Below are 15,013 nucleotides of genomic sequence, written 5' to 3'. Positions count from 1 at the left end.
GAAAGTGCTCATGGACCCGCTGCGTGGGCGCTCGGCCGAGCTCGGCCGTCTGCTGGATGCGTTGCGGACAGCGAAGGACGGCAAAGCGTCGCTCGCAGTGGTCACGGGAGAACCGGGTATCGGCAAGTCCGCCCTGCTCCGAGCCGCGGTCGAGCAGGCCGAGCGACAGGGCGTACTGGTCGCTACCGCGGCCGCTCACCAGACGGACGACATCAGCCCGCTCGCGTCTCTCGCCCCGGCCCTCCGCGCCGGCCCTGAGCCGCTGATCAGTACCGAGCAGTTCCTGGAGCTCGCTGCGCTCAACGGCCAGCCGCTGTGGCTCGCAGAGCGGCTGGCCGACCTCATCAACCGCCGCCTGCAAGGTGTGGTGGCGCTGGTCGTCCTGGACGACGCCCAATGGTCCGACCCGCTGACAAGCTTCGTACTGCGGGTCGTCATCGCCAGGTTGTCCGAGTGCAAGGTGATGTGGCTGCTGGCAACCAGGCCCACTCCGGGTGGCATGACCGACCAGCTGATCGACGCCGTACGCGACCAGGTCCCCGTGCACTCGATCCAGCTCGCCCCGCTCAGTACCGACGCCGTTCTGGAACTGGCGGCCGACCGGCTGAACGCCCCGGTGGACCCGAGTCTGTCCGTGCGACTCGGCGGCGTACAAGGCGTTCCCTTCTTGGCAGAGCAGCTCATCGCTGGGCTCTACCTGACCGACGAAGGCCTCCCCGACGGCCTGGTGGAAGGCGTCCGGCGCAGAACGGCCAGTACTTCGGAGCTGTGCCGCGACCTGTTGCGTACGGCGGCCGTCTTCGGCAGCGAGTTCCGGCTGGAAGATGTGGCCGAGCTGATGAGGGAGTCGATCGCCAAGCTGGCAGGCGCTCTGGACGAGGCGATCCGGGCGGGCCTGCTGGCCGACGGCGGCGCCACGGTGTCGTTCCGACACGAGTTGCTGCGTACCGCAGTACTGGCTGAGGTGCCGCCTTCTGCTCAGCGGGCCTTGCACAGGGCGATCGCGAACCAACTACTGGCGACCGGGCGTGGTCCGGCCGCTGCAGCACCGCACCTGCTGGCTACTGCTGCACCGGGTGACGTAGAGGCGATCGGCACGCTGCGGAAGGCAGCGCAGGAGCTACTGGCCACGATGTCGACCACAGCCATCAAGGTGATCCAGCAGACGTTCGAGCTCACTCCGGCGGATCACCCACTGCGCAGTGAGGTCGGCGAGGATGTCGTCGAGATCCTGCTGCGCGGCGGCCGGTACGACGCTGCCAAGGCCTTCGCCGATGACCTACTGAGCGGTTCCGTGCTGCTCCAAGGCCCTGTGTCAGCTGACCTCAGAGCCTCGGTCCGGCTCCGGCTGGCTCCCCAGCAATGGGCCACCGGCCAGCTGGACCGGGCTGAGCTCGCCATCGAGGGCGCTGCCCCGCACCTGGCCGATCGCCTCACGGCGTACCGCGTCCTGGCCGGCGTCGAGCATCCCTTCCAGACGGACGATCCAGTAGCCCGCTCAGTACAGCTCCTGGCAGCAGGTGCGGCAGCCCAGGCCGACGGCCGGTACGGCGTGGCGCGCGACCACTACGCGCAAGCCCGGGCGACCGCGACGGCCGAGGTCGGCAGTCCGCCCGTACTGCGAATCGAGCTGGCCGAGTTGTTCTGCCGGGCCCAGGTCGACGATCTCGACGGCGCGCTCAAGCGGCTGGGCGAGTTGCTGACCGCAGGCGACTCCTGGCTGGCGCCGCAGCTGTCGGTACTCCGTGCGCGACTCGAACTTGCCGCAGGCAACCTTCTCGACGCAGCCGACGCGGCCACGACCGCGCTGCGCTGGATGTCGGAGCTGAACGATCACTCGGCCGAGCCGGTCGCCCGGCAGATCCTTGCGTTGGTAGCGCTTTTCAGGGGCCACCTGTCCGAGGCCCGAGAGCAGGCCGGCGCCGACGACGGAATCCGGGCGCTGCTGGCGATCGCGGACGGCGACACGAGCGCAGCGGCCCGCCTACTCGCAGTACCGCTGGACTTTCCGGAGCGTACGGAGGTCCTGGTGCAGGCTGCCGTCACAGACCCCGGCAGTGCGAAGGCGGCGGCGGATCTGCTTGCCGAGCAGGCCGACGCCACTCCCGCGCCGGGTTTCCGTGGCGCTGCGCAAGTGGTTGCCGCGTACAACGAAGACGACCGGGCTGGCCTCGCAAAGGCGATAGAACTCCTACGGGAGACCACCAGGCCGTTGCTGTTGGCAAGGGCCGAGGAACTGTACGGACGGGCCGAGCTGCAACAGGGCGACCGTGCGACCGGTGTAGCCACGCTGGAGCGAGCACTGGAGTCCTACACGACTCATGGGGCGACCAGTGCGGCCGGCCGCGTCCAGGCTGTGCTGCAGGCAGCCGGGGTGCGCCGACGCCGGTGGGCCGCAGTACAGCATCGGCCTGATACCGGCTGGGAGGCGCTCACGCCGATGGAGCGCCGGGTGGCCCTGCTGGTGGCGGAGGGGCATACGAACCGGTCGGCGGCCGAGGAGCTCGTGCTGTCCGCGAGTACGGTCGGCACGCATCTGCGGGCCGCGTTCGGCAAGCTGGGGGTCAATTCGCGGGTCCAGCTCACCCGGCTGGTGCTGGGGCGGTTCGGGTCTCCCCCAAACGCATGAGATTCGGGTGCGGCAGGCCGCCCTCGGGCCGTCGTCCGGCCTGACGAGTTCCGCTGTTCGGTCGATCCGCCGACTCGTGTTTCCGCGGTTTCCTTGCGGTGCCGGAAAACCGACAGGAAACCCGCAGACGAGATCGAGGAAACCGAAAATGAGTGAGACCACCCCCACCGTCGTCCTGGTGCACGGCGCGTTCGCCGACGCGTCGGCTTGGAACGGCGTGATCAGCGAACTGAAGAGCCGCGGCATCCCCGCCCTCGCCCTGGCCAACGAACTGCGTGGCCCCGGCCTCGACGGCAGCCGGATCGCCGCCCAGGTCCGCGAGATCGACGGCCCGGTCGTCCTGGTCGGCCACTCCTACGGCGGCGCCGTGATCACCACCGCCGCGAACCAGGCGGACAACGTCACCGGGCTGGTCTTCGTGGCGGCCTTCTCGCCCGACGAGGGCGAGAGCCTGCAGGACCTGCTCGGCTCGTTCCCGGCGAACGACTTCGCCTCCGGCCTGGTGCCGCACATGCTGCCGACCGGCGACGGTGGCGAGGAGCCGTGGCTGAGCATCGACATCGACGCCTACCCGAAGCTGTTCGCGGCCGACGTCGCCGACAACGAGATCGGCGCCCGCACCCAGCGCCCGATCGCGGCCGCCGCGTTCGAGGAGAAGGCCGGCCCGGCCAGCTGGAAGCGACTGCCGTCCTTCACCTTGGTCGCCACCGGTGACCAGGCCATCCACCCCGACGGCCAGCGCAAGATGGCCGCCCGCAGCAACTCGACCACGATCGAGGTCGACGGCTCGCACGCCGTGGCCGTCTCCCAGCCCGCCGCCGTCGCCGCCTTCATCGCCACCGCAGTTGAGAAGACCGGAGCCAACTCATGATCCGCCGCATCCTGGCCGTCGCCGCCAGCGCCGCCCTGCTCGTCACCGGCGCCACCAGCGCAGTAGCCCACCCGAAGGACCCGAAGCCGACCATCGTCCTCGTTCACGGAGCGTTCGCCGACGGTGGCAGCTGGGCCGGCGTCACCAAGCGCCTGCAGCGTGACGGCTACCAGGTCGTCGTCCCGGCCGTCCCGCTTCGCGGTATCGCCAGCGACACCAGCTACCTGACCGGAGTCCTGGCGAGCATCCCCGGACCCAAGGTGCTCGTCGGCCATTCGTACGGCGGTGCGCTGATCACCGAACTCGCCGGGACAGCCGGCGTGAAGTCGCTCGTGTACGTCGCGGCCTTCATCCCGCAGGCCGGCGAGACGATCGGGGCCCTCAACGCGAAGTATCCGGGCAGCGAGATCGGCCCGGACACGACGAACACCATCACGTACGCCGCTGGCGCCGACCTCGTGATGAAGCCGGAGTCGTTCCGGGCCGTGTTCGCCGCGGATCTCCCGGCCCGCGAGGCCGCCGTCCTGGGTGCCTCGCAGCGACCCGTCGCCGCCGCGGTCTTCGGCGAGACGGTCGCCCGGTCGGCGCCGGCCGGCCTGCCGAAGTACGCGCTGGTCCCGTCCGGTGACAAAGCGATCCCGCCGGCCGGTGAGCAGTTCATGGCCGAGCGGGCCGGAGCCCGCATCGTCAAGGTGCAAGGCGCTTCGCACCTGGTGATGATCTCCGAGGCCGGCACCGTCACGAAGCTGATCGAGAAGGCCGCGCACTGACCTACCACCTGCCGGCCGCTCCGGGGAATACCTCTCCGGGGCGGCCAGTTGGCATTGAACATGCGTATTGATGTCTGGTCCGACGTGGTGTGCCCCTGGTGTTACATCGGCAAGCGGCGGCTCGAAGAGGCCCTGGCCAAGTCCGGTGAACAGGCCGAGGTGGTCTGGCACAGCTTCCAGTTGGACCCGTCGGCGACGAACGACGACGAGCGGGATCTGGCGACCAGGCTGGGTGAGAAGTTCGGCGGCGGCCGGGAGTTCGGGCTGCAGGCGAACGAGCGGGTGACCACGATCGCGGCGGAGGTCGGGCTGGAGTTCCACCTCGACGTCGCGAAGGCGGCAAACACCGTCGACGCGCACCGCGTTCTGCACCTGGCCCGCGAACTGGCCGAGGCTGGTGAGGTCGCAGCCGACACGCAGGGTCGGCTGAAGGAGCGGTTCCTGCGCGGCTACTTCACCGAGGGCCTGCCGATGGGAGACCACGCGACGCTGACTCGCCTCGCCGTGGAGGTCGGCCTACCCGAAGTACAGGTGTCTGAGGTGCTCGCGGGTTCGCAGTACGCGGACGATGTCGCGGCCGATCAGGCGCAGGCTCTCGCGTACGGCGCGAACGGGGTGCCGTTCTTCGTGATCGACCAGAAGTACGGCGTGAGTGGCGCTCAGCCGGTCGAGGTGTTCGCCGAAGCGCTCCGCCGGGCCGCTGCCGACCGGCAGCCGGTGACCCTGATCACCGCTCCCGGTGGCTCGGACGCCGACGCCTGTGGACCGGACGGCTGCCCGATTTAGAGGTGGGTACAAGACACACCGGTACACCCTGATGTGCCGTTCAGGTAGCCGGACCAGGTAAGAAGGAGACATGACTGTCGTGCGAGCGCTGGCCAGGCCGTTGCTGTCGACCATTTTCATCGTGCAGGGCGCCAAGGCCGCCCGCTCCCCCGAGCCGTTCGTGGCGAAGGCGCAGCCGGTGACTGACCGGATGGTGCCGATGATCAAGAAGGTCGCCCCGGCCCAGGTCGGCGACCGGCTGCCGGACAGTACGGCGAACCTCGTGCGGCTCAACGGTGCTGCCCAGGTGCTCGGCGGCCTCGCGCTTGCCAGCGGTAAGGGCCGCCGGTTCGGGGCGGCGCTGCTCGCTGCCTCGCTGGTGCCGACCACGCTCGCCGGACACAGCTTCTGGCAGGAGACCGACAAGGCCGCCAAGGCGACCCAGAAGGTCCAGTTCATGAAGAACCTGGGCCTGATGGGCGGCCTGCTGCTGGCCGCGGTGGACACCGAGGGCAAGCCGGGCGTCGCCTGGCGCGCCACCCACGGTGCGAAGGCGGTCAAGCGGGAGACCAAGCGGGCCGGGAAACTCGCCAAGCGCGAGACCAAGCAGTTCGCCCGTACCGCCCGCCGCGAGGCCAAGCTCGCCGCCCGCACCGCCAAGGCGGAACTCCCCTTCACCTGACCTCGCCCCCGGCTGCGCTTCGGCCGAGGGCGGAGTCGGCAGCTGACTCCCGATAGGCTCGGGGTGGTAGCACCGAGCTGAAGGAGTGAGATGGGGATCACCGAGGGCTGGCCGGCGCCGCGCCCCCAGGGAGCGGTCAGCGGGCGGGTCACCGTGCCCGGATCGAAGTCGATCAGTAATCGGGCTCTGATCCTCGCCGCGATCGCCGACGGCCCGTCGACCCTGTCCGGCCTGCTCGCCGCCCGCGACACCTCCCTGATGCGCTCAGCCCTGGTCTCCCTCGGCGTCGGCATCAGTGAGCGCGACGGCCTGGTCACCGTGACGCCCGGCTCACTCAAAGGCCCGGCGTCGGTCGACTGCGGCCTGGCCGGCACGGTCATGCGGTTCGTACCGCCCGTGGCCGCCCTGGCCGACGGCGTCGTCGCCTTCGACGGCGACCCCTACGCCCGCGAGCGCCCGATGGACGTCATCCTGGGCGCGCTGCGCACCCTCGGCGTGCAGATCGACGACCAGGGCACCGGCCGGATGCCGTACTCCGTGAACGGGTCCGGCTCGGTTCGCGGCGGCAAGGTGACCCTGGACGCGTCCGGGTCGAGCCAGTTCGTCTCCGCTCTGCTGCTCGCCGGAGCCCGGTACGACGAGGGCGTGGACCTGCGGCACGACGGCAAACCCGTGCCGTCCCAGCCGCATCTCGACATGTCGGTCGCGATGCTGCGCGAACGTGGCGTCCAGGTCGACGACAGCGAGCCGAACCGCTGGGTCGTTGCCCCCGGCCCCATCCGCGCTCTCGACACCGCGATCGAGCCGGATCTGTCCAACGCGGCTCCCTTCCTCGCGGCGGCCGTCGTCACGGGCGGCTCGGTCACCGTGACCGGCTGGCCGGCCGAGACGACCCAGCCCGGCGGCCAACTGCCGGAGATCTTCACCCGCTTCGGCGCCGAGGTGTCGCTGTCAGAAGACGGCCTCACGGTCCGCGGGACCGGCCGGATCCAGGGCGTCGACCTCGACCTGAGCGAGGTGGGCGAACTCTCGCCGGTGCTCGCGGCCGTCGCGGTGCTCGCCGACGGACCGTCGTACCTGCGGGGCATCGCCCATCTGCGCAACCACGAGACGGACCGGCTGGCGGCGCTGGAGACCGAGTTCAACGCGCTCGGCGGCGACGTCAACCAGACCCCGGACGGCCTGGAGATCCGGCCGAAACCCTTGCACGGTGGGCTTTTCGGCACCTACCACGACCACCGGATGGCGCACGCGGCCGCCGTGGTCGGGTTGGCGGTGGACGGGCTGGCGATCGAGAACATCGGTACCACCGCGAAGACGATGCCGGAGTTCCCGGATCTCTGGTCGGCGCTGGTGAGCTGATGTCGCGGTACGACGAGGAAGCCAAGTACGACCGGCCCAAGCGCCGGACCAGGCCGCGGACGAAGGACCGTCCGGCGTACGACGATGCCGTCACCGGCTTCGTGATCACCCGCGACCGCGGCCGGTACACCTGCTGGGTCGGCGAGGGCGACCGGGTGGTCACGGCGATGAAGGCCCGCCAGCTCGGTCGCAAGGGCGTCATCGTCGGCGACCTGGTCAAACTCGACGGCGACTCGAGCGGCGACGAGGGCACACTGGCCCGGATCGTCGAGGTCCTCCCCCGCAAGACCCTGCTGCGGCGCAGCGCGGACGACGACGACCCGATCGAGCGGCCGCTGGTGGCGAACGCGGATCAGCTCGTCATCGTGGTCTCGGTGGCGAATCCCGAGCCCAGGACCAGACTGATCGACCGCTTCCTGGTCGCTGCGTACGACGCCGGTATGCGACCGCTGCTCTGCCTGACGAAGACCGATCTCGCGGACCCCGACCATCTGCTGTCGATCTACCGGCCGCTCGGCGTCGAGTCCGTCGCCACCCAACGCGACGGGGACCTGAGCGAGCTCCGCGAGCAACTGCTGGACCGGACGAGTGTGCTGGTCGGGCACTCGGGCGTCGGCAAGTCGACGCTGGTGAACGCGCTCGTGCCGGGGACCAACCGGGCGATCGGCGTGGTGAACGACAACACCGGCCGCGGCCGTCATACGTCGGTCAGCGCGCTGCTGCTCCGGCTGCCCGAAGGCGGCTGGATCGTGGACACGCCTGGGATCCGGTCGTTCGGGCTGGCCCACGTGCAGCCCGACCAGCTGATCAACGCGTTCGGCGACCTCGCGGACGAGGCCCGGGACTGCCCACGCGGCTGCACGCATTCGGAGTCCGAGCCGAACTGCGCGCTGGACGACGCCGTCGCCGAAGGCCGGGTCGACGCCGAGCGGGTTGCGTCGTTCCGCCGGCTGCTGGCCAGCCGCGAAGGCCGCGACGTCGAGACACCTTCGCCGTAGTACGGGCCTTATTTGGCCGGTAGCCGGCCGTCCCAGACTGCCTTTGCGCCGGCGTCACCGGTGCGGACGGTCTGGTAGATGACCACGACCCCGATCACCACGACCGCCGCACTCACCAGGAGCTCGAGCGGCCGGCTCTTGGTCTCTTTGCTGCCCTTGCCGCTCGCGAGCGCGGTCGGACCGGAGAGCACCAGGAATGCCACGACGATCACAACGGCGAAGATGAGGCAGAACCAGAACAGCAGGTTGCCCCGCGCCCGGTGCACCTTCACCAACTGCTCCAGTTCGGGGACCGCCGCGACGAAGGCCTGACCGCTCTGCTTGGCGACGAACGCGCAGACCAGCGAGCCCAGCCCGAGCACGAGAGTCGGCCAGCGCAGCAGCCAGCGCCACTTCGGCACGAGTGCGAACGCGATCGCGGTGAGCGCGCCGACCGGCAGCACGAGCACGGTCAGATGGATCACCAGGACGTGGAGCGGAAGATCCCCGAAGCGCTCGAACATGTCGACTCCTGCAGTTTGGTTGGTCCCGACACTAACTGCACGTTCAACTACCCCGGATGGTTCAATCGCCGCCGTAACCTTGCCGCAACGTTGCCGGACAGGACGACCGCTCGCTCCGCGGTCAGGCTAGCCTTCCGCCATGCCCTCGCACACCGACGATCTGCGGCTCGCCCACATTCTTGCCGACGACGCCGACTCCACCACGATGGACCGCTACAAGGCGCTCGACCTGCACGTCGCCACCAAGCCCGACCTCACCCCGGTCAGCGAGTCCGACCGCAAGGTCGAGGACGTGATGCGCAAGACGCTGGCCCGGGCCCGGCCGCGGGACGCCTTCGTCGGCGAGGAAGAGGGCACCACCGGCTGGGGCGTCCGCCGCTGGGTGGTCGACCCGATCGACGGTACGAAGAACTACATCCGCGGCGTACCGGTCTGGGCCACGCTGATCAGCCTGATGATCGAGGACCAGGTCGTCGTCGGGGTCGTCTCGGCCCCGGCTCTCGGCAAGCGCTGGTGGGCCTCGTACGGCGACGGCGCGTGGACCGGCCGCGCGCTGATGTCCGCCCAGCCGTGCCGGGTCAGCGACGTCTCGTCCATCGAAGACGCATCGCTCTCGTACTCGTCGCTCAAGGGGTGGGACAAGCTCGGCAAGAAGGACGAGTTCGCCGGCCTGATGGACTCCTGCTGGCGCACCCGCGCGTACGGCGACTTCTGGTCGTACATGCTGGTCGCCGAAGGTGCCGTGGACATCGCGGCCGAGCCGGAACTCAACCTCTACGACATGGCCGCCCTCGCCATCATCGTCGACGAAGCCGGCGGCCGCTTCACCTCCCTAGACGGCACCCCCGGCCCCAACGGCCCCAACGCCGTAGCCACCAACGGCCGCCTCCACGACGAGGTACTGGGCCGGCTCGGCACGAAGTAGTCCCCCACGCACCTCCTACGTCGGCGCTCCCACCCACCCCGGGGACGCTGCTCCTCCGTCACAGCTAGACGACTACGGCCTAGTCGCTGCGTGAACCCGCTCCTCGACGTCACCTGATCGGGAGGAGATCTTCTCGCTGGGACCTGGCGGTCGCACAGCAACCACGCCTTGGTCGTTCAGCGACGGCCGAGCGTGCCCGAGCTGGTCTGCGATCTGCCGCGCACTCCCATCTACCGTCTATTTACTCCGGCAGCTTCGTCGGCTTTCGCCTCGGGCTCCCGTGAGACCTGGTGCTGTTTCCGCCTACTCGTCGGGGTCGTCGTTCAGGTGTGGGCCGTCCCAGGTGGACAGGCAGAAGGGGTGGCCGGCCGGGTCGGCGTACACGAAGCAGTGGTCGGAGTTCGGCTGGAAGTCGAGCCGGGTGGCGCCGGCGGCGACTGCACGGGCTCCCGTTGCCTCGAGATCGTCGACGAAGAAGTCGAGGTGCATCTGCATGGGTACGTCGGCACCCGGCCACACCGGTGGGCAGAAGTCGTCGACCTGCTGGAAGGCGATGAAGCCGTTCGGTCCGGAGACGGTCGCCCAGTGCTCGCTGCCCAACGCTTCGCCGCCGGTGAGTTCGGCGTAGAAGGTCGCGAGGGCGAGCGCGTCGGGCGCGTTCACCGTGGTTCCGCTGAGTCTGATGTCGTCGGACATCACTTGACCTCCATCGCTTCGTAGGCAGGGGTCAACTCGTCCCAGCGCCGCCGCCACGCCGGTGCCGGCGTCTGCTCCGACCAGCGCTCGGGGTGGGCCTCGGCGTCCTCTGCCAGTGACCGCCCGAGGTCCTCCAGATGCGCCTGCCACCCGGCCCCGTGCAGGTACAGCTTGTCCACCGGCAGTCCACGCTCCTCGACCACCAGCCTGGTTTGCGATCCCTCCTCGGTCAGCCACGCCTCCATCTGAGACTCATCGTCGGTGCCTGGCTCCATGGTGAGGAGCAGATGATGCGGTGCGTCGCACACCTCGACCCGCCCCGGACCGGTCCAGGTGCTGGTGAAGACGGCATGGATCGTGCCGCCCACCCGCAGGTCGCCGGAGACTTCAGCGATCCAGCGCGCGAGCCGCTCCGGTGTCGTACATGCCTGCCACAGGTCGTCGATGTCCGTGTCGTAGACGTCCTCGACACGGACCGCGCCGCGGGTCTCGTCAAGCACCCGCATCGTCCCGATGATGTTCACGTTCGCGCCTTCTTCCCTCGAGCGATCTCTGTATGAAGGGCGTTGAGCCGGCTCTGCCAGAGCACGCGATACTCCGCGAGCCACTCGTCCACCTCGATGAGCGCCTCCGGACGGAGGCTGTAGATCCGGCGCTGCGCCTCCCGGCGTACGTCGATCAGCCCGGCCTCCCGCAGCACCCGCAGATGCCGGGACACGCCCGGCCGGGCGATCGGGAGCGCCTCGGCCAACTCTCCCGCGCTCGCCGGATGATCACGCAGGATCTCCAGAACCGTTCGCCGACTCTCGTCCGCCAACGCGTGCAGCACCAAATCCATGGCGCTAATGTAACCACTCAGGTACGTACCCGCAAGGTTACACACGCCGCCTCGATGTACCAGCCGAGGCGGTCGAGCTGGTGATGACCAGTTGGTCGTCTCGCTGGTTGGCGATAGGAGCGCACCAGCTGAACCCTGGCGGAACTGGCCGCACAGCGACCAGGCCGCAGTCGTCTAGCTGCGACGCAGGAGCAGCGCCCAGGGGTGGGCGGGAGCGACGACGAAGGAGTCGCGTAGGGGGATTTGCCCGTAGTACAAGGACTAACTCGCCTCAGACTGTCGTTGCAGTCGCCACACCGACGGGACCGCGAGGGTCAAGAAGACGAGCACGATGTGGATCGCCGCGCCGTAGAGCTCGACCGCCTTGATGCTGACCAGCGCCGCCACATAGCCGACGGCGAGCTGACCGGCGGGGATGGCGACGAACGAGCCGAGCATGTCGTACGACGAGACGCGGGACAGCTTGTCGATCGGGACGTGCTGACCCAAAGCAGTCTCCCAACCGATGCCGAACATCTCGAAGCCGATGCCGACGACGAAGGCCATCGCGGCGACCGCGATCGTGTTCGGCGCGACGGCCAGGCAGACGAAGATCGGCGCGGTCAGCAGTACGCCGAACATGCCGATCCGCAAGGGGTACCGCGGTTTCAGCCGGATCATCACGATGCCACCGGCAATCAATCCGGCGCCGAAGCAGGCGCTGACGACACCCCAGCCCGCGCGACCGAACGTGTCGTCCGCGATCACGGGGCCGAGGGTGGCGTAGCAGGCGCTGAAGATCATGTTGAGCAGGCCGAACGACAACACGATCACCCAGACCCACTGCCGGGAGACGAACTCGGTCCAGCCGACCCGCAGGTCCTCGATCATCGAGGAGCGCACCCGCTCGATGTGCGGCAGGGTGAGCCGGGAGACGAGCAGCGCCGCGAGGCCGAAGGTGACGGCGTCGACCGCGAGTCCGACGCCCGGTCCGGTGAATCCGACGATCACCCCGGCGACCGCGCTGCCGCCGATCGTCGCGACGGAGCGGGCGAAACCGGAGATGGCGTTCGCCTGCGGCAACTCGTTCCGGTCGACGATCGAGGGCAGGATGCCGGTCATCGCCGGCATCACGAACGCCGAGGCGATCCCGTTCACCGCCTCGATCACCGCGAGCTGCCAGATCTGGGCGTGTCCGGACAGCACCAGGCCGGCCGCGAGTGCCTGCGTCAACCCGCTGACTGTGTTGGCGACGACCAGCACCAGGTGCCGGGGCAGCCGGTCCGCGATGACGCCGCCGACCAGCAGGAGCACCACGTTCGGGATGCTGCGGGCCGCGAGTACGATGCCGACCGCGCTGGCCTTGTCGGACACGTCGAGCACGGCGAAGACCAAGGCGATCGGCGCGATCGAGTTGCCGATCAGCGAGACGAACCTGGCCGAGACGAAGATCCGGACGTCGCGATGGCGCAGTACGGCGAGGTCCGTGCGCCAGCTCACCCGGTCACCGGGCGTGACTGAGTCCGGCCACGGCTCCGGCGGGCGGGACAGGCGGCGGTCACGATCCGCATTCTGCCAGACCTGCCGTTCGCGGCCCGGATTCGCTACCTTTGGGTATTGGTTCGATCATCAGGAGGCTCCGTGAAGATCAACGACGTATTGCGCGGTAAAGGCAACCAGGTCGTCACCATCTCCCCAGAAGCCACGGTTACCGAACTACTCGCACTGCTGGCCGAGCACAACGTCGGTGCGCTCGTCGTCAGCCCTGACGGATCGTCGGTGGCAGGCATCGTCTCCGAGCGCGACGTCGTGCGGCTGCTGAACCGTACGCCGGATGCCGGCGACGTCCGCGTCAACGCGATCATGACGTCGGAGGTGCACACCTGTACGCCGGACGACCTGGTCGACACCCTGATGCGGCTGATGACCGACCGACGGATCCGGCACGTCCCGGTCGTCGTGGACGGCGCCCTGGCGGGCATCGTCAGCATCGGCGACGTGGTGAAGACCCGGATCGGCGAGCTGGAGTTCGAGCGCGAACAGCTGTCCAACTACATCTCTGGCTAGAACAGCCGGAAGCCGCAAGGCCCGACGAACCAGTCGCCGGGCCTTGCGTACGTAGTACCGGCTGTCAGTACCGCGTGACGGCGGCCCAGGCGTCGACGATGCCGTTGCCGTAGAAGCCGTTGAACGTCCGGCTGCCCTCACAGAGCGCGTCGAACTCGGTGGACCTTCCTTCGTTCACGTAGCTCACCAGCGGTGGCACCGGGCAGGCGCGGTGCTGCGCAGAGCCGAGCAGGATCTGCTGCACCCGGTCCGGCGACAGTCCGAACGAGCCGTGCGGCCCCTTCTTCCCGTACTCGCTGACGATCAGCGCCGCGACACCTGTCGCATGCGGTGACGCCATCGACGTCCCCTGGAGCCAGTTGTAGTAGCCACAACCGGTGTAGTCGGTCACCCCGGCAGGACACTGCTTCTGTACGCCGCCGGCCACACCGGCTGGAGTGATCTCGCCTGCCGCGTCGACGAGGCCCTGCACCTGCAGCGCGTTCACCGGGTACGTCGAGAGGATCAGGTTCTCGTTGGTGCGGAACTGCGGCGTACCGAAGTAGTCACGGAAGTAGCCGCCCGGCGCCGACACGTCGGTCTGCTCGAGCCCGTAGTTGGAGTAGTCGGCCTTCTTGCCGGACGGTCCGAGTGCGGAGACTCCGATGACGTGCGGCCCTTCGACCGGGAGGTCCAGGCAGGTCGCGTTGTCGATCACCCGCGGGTACGCCGTACCGGCCGGGAAGTCGGGGCTGCTGACGTCGGTCCGCGGCTTGCCGAGGTCCTCGTGATTGTTGCCGAGGGCAGCGACCAGCGTGACGCCCTTGTCGTGCGCATAGCCCAGCGCGCGGCGCATCGTCGCGATGGTGGTCCGCTGCTCCAACTGCGCTTCCGGGCTGTCCGCCGGGTTGTTCACGCAGTTGTACAGCCACGGGTCGACGTAGAAGGACATGTTCACCACGTCCAGACCGACATCACCCGCATAGGTGAGAGCGTCGGTGACCGGGCCGAGGAACACGAACCCGCTGTCCTGTCCGCCCCGGATCTCCACCAGCGTGACACCGGGTGCGACACCGGAGACACCGAGCCCGTTCGCCGCGGCGCCGATCGTGCCGGCCACGTGCGTACCGTGTCCGCTGTCGTCCCAGCCGACCGGGTCGACACAGCCACGGAACTCACACGGGCCGTCGATCTCGGGCAGGTCCGGAGCGAAGTTCCGGGACAGCTTCCAGTCGAAGTTCGGCGCGATGTCCGGGTTGCGCGCGTCGATGCCGGAGTCCAGTACGCCGACCTTGACCGCCTTCTTGCCCGGCTGCACCGTGCGGGCCAGATCCGACCGGACCATCCGCAACCCCCAGAGCTGGGCATCCAGCGGATCCATGCCCTTGGCAACGGATTTGCCCGTGGCCTTCGCACCGGCCGCGGCCGCGCCGAGGTGCTCCTGCTCGATGACGGCCGGCTTGCTCTGCGGCAGCTTCCCGATCACCTGACTGCGAGCCGCGCCGTCGATCACCGCCGACGCCGAGACCCGCGTACTGAACCCGGTGTCCGCGGCCCGCACGGTCATCGTGCCCAGGTTCCGATTCTCCTTCGTCACCTGCCCGCCGGCCGCCTGCACCGCCGCCAGCGCCTGCGCGTGGTCCGCGCCTGCCTTGACCAGCACGAGGTACTCCGTGTTGCCCCCCGCCACGGCCGTCACCCCGGCTCCGGCGTTCACCGGAACGGCCAGGGCGGTGACGACCAGCGCCACCGCACCTGATGCCGCATACAACGATCTACGGATGTCTCTCACGAGCGGATCCCCTCCCTGAAGTGAGCTTGACGCGGCACACGCTAGGTCAGCCTCAGCACGGCCACCAGACTCCAGCAGGCCGCCGACGTTGTCAGAATTCTCGATCAAACACTTGACTCGCCTGGTGCTTCGGTCGCCGAAAACTGGTCCAGATCTG

At 69.0% G+C, this 15,013-nt stretch carries 15 protein-coding genes; 9 read left to right on the top strand and 6 right to left on the bottom strand.

Annotation, left to right across the window (positions count from 1 at the left end):
• Nucleotides 1-10: 10 nt before the first annotated feature.
• From EV138_RS26695 to rsgA, 7 genes are all read left to right on the top strand, one after another.
• Nucleotides 11-2,629 carry an ATP-binding protein gene (locus EV138_RS26695; protein WP_133981486.1) on the top strand — a complete coding sequence of 873 codons (2,619 nt, stop codon included), beginning with the start codon at nt 11-13 and terminating at the stop codon, nt 2,627-2,629.
• Nucleotides 2,630-2,777: 148 nt separating this feature from the next.
• A complete protein-coding gene (locus EV138_RS26690) occupies nt 2,778-3,500 on the top strand; it encodes an alpha/beta fold hydrolase (RefSeq protein ID WP_133981485.1) in 723 nt (240 codons plus the stop codon).
• Complete coding sequence (locus EV138_RS26685) at nt 3,497-4,270, top strand: alpha/beta hydrolase (protein ID WP_133981484.1); 774 nt, start codon at nt 3,497-3,499, stop codon at nt 4,268-4,270. Before EV138_RS26690 ends, EV138_RS26685 begins: the two co-directional genes overlap by 4 nt.
• Before the next feature lie 60 nt (nt 4,271-4,330).
• Entirely contained in the window at nt 4,331-5,056 is a 726-nt protein-coding gene (locus tag EV138_RS26680) for a DsbA family oxidoreductase (protein ID WP_133981483.1), read from the top strand.
• A 70-nt stretch (nt 5,057-5,126) separates the two neighbouring features.
• A complete protein-coding gene (locus EV138_RS26675; protein ID WP_133981482.1) occupies nt 5,127-5,717 on the top strand; it encodes a DoxX family protein in 591 nt (196 codons plus the stop codon).
• A gap of 90 nt (nt 5,718-5,807) precedes the next feature.
• A complete protein-coding gene (gene aroA / locus EV138_RS26670) occupies nt 5,808-7,079 on the top strand; it encodes a 3-phosphoshikimate 1-carboxyvinyltransferase (protein WP_133981481.1) in 1,272 nt (423 codons plus the stop codon).
• The gene (gene rsgA, locus EV138_RS26665; protein ID WP_133981480.1) at nt 7,079-8,077 is read left to right on the top strand and encodes a ribosome small subunit-dependent GTPase A; all 999 of its coding nucleotides are present in this window, start codon (nt 7,079-7,081) and stop codon (nt 8,075-8,077) included. The genes aroA and rsgA overlap by 1 nt, the downstream gene beginning before the upstream one ends.
• Before the next feature lie 8 nt (nt 8,078-8,085).
• On the opposite strand, the gene EV138_RS26660 is transcribed toward rsgA, so the two are convergent.
• Nucleotides 8,086-8,580, bottom strand: coding sequence for a DUF2231 domain-containing protein (locus EV138_RS26660; RefSeq protein ID WP_133981479.1), 495 nt, complete (start codon nt 8,578-8,580; stop codon nt 8,086-8,088).
• Between the two features lie 139 nt (nt 8,581-8,719).
• Here EV138_RS26660 and hisN point away from each other — a divergent pair, with 139 nt between their 5' ends.
• Nucleotides 8,720-9,505 carry a histidinol-phosphatase gene (gene hisN, locus EV138_RS26655; protein ID WP_133981478.1) on the top strand — a complete coding sequence of 262 codons (786 nt, stop codon included), beginning with the start codon at nt 8,720-8,722 and terminating at the stop codon, nt 9,503-9,505.
• A gap of 303 nt (nt 9,506-9,808) precedes the next feature.
• On the opposite strand, the gene EV138_RS26650 is transcribed toward hisN, so the two are convergent.
• From EV138_RS26650 to EV138_RS26635, 4 genes are all read right to left on the bottom strand, one after another.
• Nucleotides 9,809-10,201 carry a VOC family protein gene (locus tag EV138_RS26650; RefSeq protein ID WP_133981477.1) on the bottom strand — a complete coding sequence of 131 codons (393 nt, stop codon included), beginning with the start codon at nt 10,199-10,201 and terminating at the stop codon, nt 9,809-9,811.
• Complete coding sequence (locus EV138_RS26645; protein ID WP_238158366.1) at nt 10,201-10,725, bottom strand: SRPBCC family protein; 525 nt, start codon at nt 10,723-10,725, stop codon at nt 10,201-10,203. The genes EV138_RS26650 and EV138_RS26645 overlap by 1 nt, the downstream gene beginning before the upstream one ends.
• A complete protein-coding gene (locus tag EV138_RS26640) occupies nt 10,722-11,039 on the bottom strand; it encodes an ArsR/SmtB family transcription factor (protein ID WP_133981476.1) in 318 nt (105 codons plus the stop codon). The genes EV138_RS26645 and EV138_RS26640 overlap by 4 nt, the downstream gene beginning before the upstream one ends.
• A gap of 261 nt (nt 11,040-11,300) precedes the next feature.
• Complete coding sequence (locus EV138_RS26635) at nt 11,301-12,518, bottom strand: MFS transporter (RefSeq protein ID WP_133981475.1); 1,218 nt, start codon at nt 12,516-12,518, stop codon at nt 11,301-11,303.
• 141 nt (nt 12,519-12,659) lie between these two features.
• Here EV138_RS26635 and EV138_RS26630 point away from each other — a divergent pair, with 141 nt between their 5' ends.
• The gene (locus EV138_RS26630; RefSeq protein WP_133981474.1) at nt 12,660-13,085 is read left to right on the top strand and encodes a CBS domain-containing protein; all 426 of its coding nucleotides are present in this window, start codon (nt 12,660-12,662) and stop codon (nt 13,083-13,085) included.
• 64 nt (nt 13,086-13,149) lie between these two features.
• Here the strand turns inward: EV138_RS26630 and EV138_RS26625 are convergent, their stop codons facing one another.
• Entirely contained in the window at nt 13,150-14,856 is a 1,707-nt protein-coding gene (locus EV138_RS26625) for a S8 family serine peptidase (RefSeq protein ID WP_133981473.1), read from the bottom strand.
• Nucleotides 14,857-15,013 lie beyond the last annotated feature (157 nt).

It is taken from the genome of Kribbella voronezhensis, from assembly GCF_004365175.1.
GTDB lineage: Bacteria > Actinomycetota > Actinomycetes > Propionibacteriales > Kribbellaceae > Kribbella > Kribbella voronezhensis.
This window is presented reverse-complemented; position numbering and strand designations above follow the sequence as displayed.

Bases quoted from the DNA above. Each gene is read 5' to 3' on its own strand.
- rsgA (WP_133981480.1), top strand. From the start codon at position 7,079: ATGTCGCGGTACGACGAGGAAGCCAAGTACGACCGGCCCAAGCGCCGG.
- EV138_RS26675 (WP_133981482.1), top strand. From the start codon at position 5,127: ATGACTGTCGTGCGAGCGCTGGCCAGGCCGTTGCTGTCGACCATTTTC.
- EV138_RS26640 (WP_133981476.1), bottom strand. From the start codon at position 11,039: ATGGATTTGGTGCTGCACGCGTTGGCGGACGAGAGTCGGCGAACGGTT.
- EV138_RS26650 (WP_133981477.1), bottom strand. From the start codon at position 10,201: ATGTCCGACGACATCAGACTCAGCGGAACCACGGTGAACGCGCCCGAC.
- aroA (WP_133981481.1), top strand. From the start codon at position 5,808: ATGGGGATCACCGAGGGCTGGCCGGCGCCGCGCCCCCAGGGAGCGGTC.
- EV138_RS26660 (WP_133981479.1), bottom strand. From the start codon at position 8,580: ATGTTCGAGCGCTTCGGGGATCTTCCGCTCCACGTCCTGGTGATCCAT.
- EV138_RS26690 (WP_133981485.1), top strand. From the start codon at position 2,778: ATGAGTGAGACCACCCCCACCGTCGTCCTGGTGCACGGCGCGTTCGCC.
- EV138_RS26685 (WP_133981484.1), top strand. From the start codon at position 3,497: ATGATCCGCCGCATCCTGGCCGTCGCCGCCAGCGCCGCCCTGCTCGTC.
- EV138_RS26695 (WP_133981486.1), top strand. From the start codon at position 11: ATGGACCCGCTGCGTGGGCGCTCGGCCGAGCTCGGCCGTCTGCTGGAT.
- EV138_RS26680 (WP_133981483.1), top strand. From the start codon at position 4,331: ATGCGTATTGATGTCTGGTCCGACGTGGTGTGCCCCTGGTGTTACATC.
- hisN (WP_133981478.1), top strand. From the start codon at position 8,720: ATGCCCTCGCACACCGACGATCTGCGGCTCGCCCACATTCTTGCCGAC.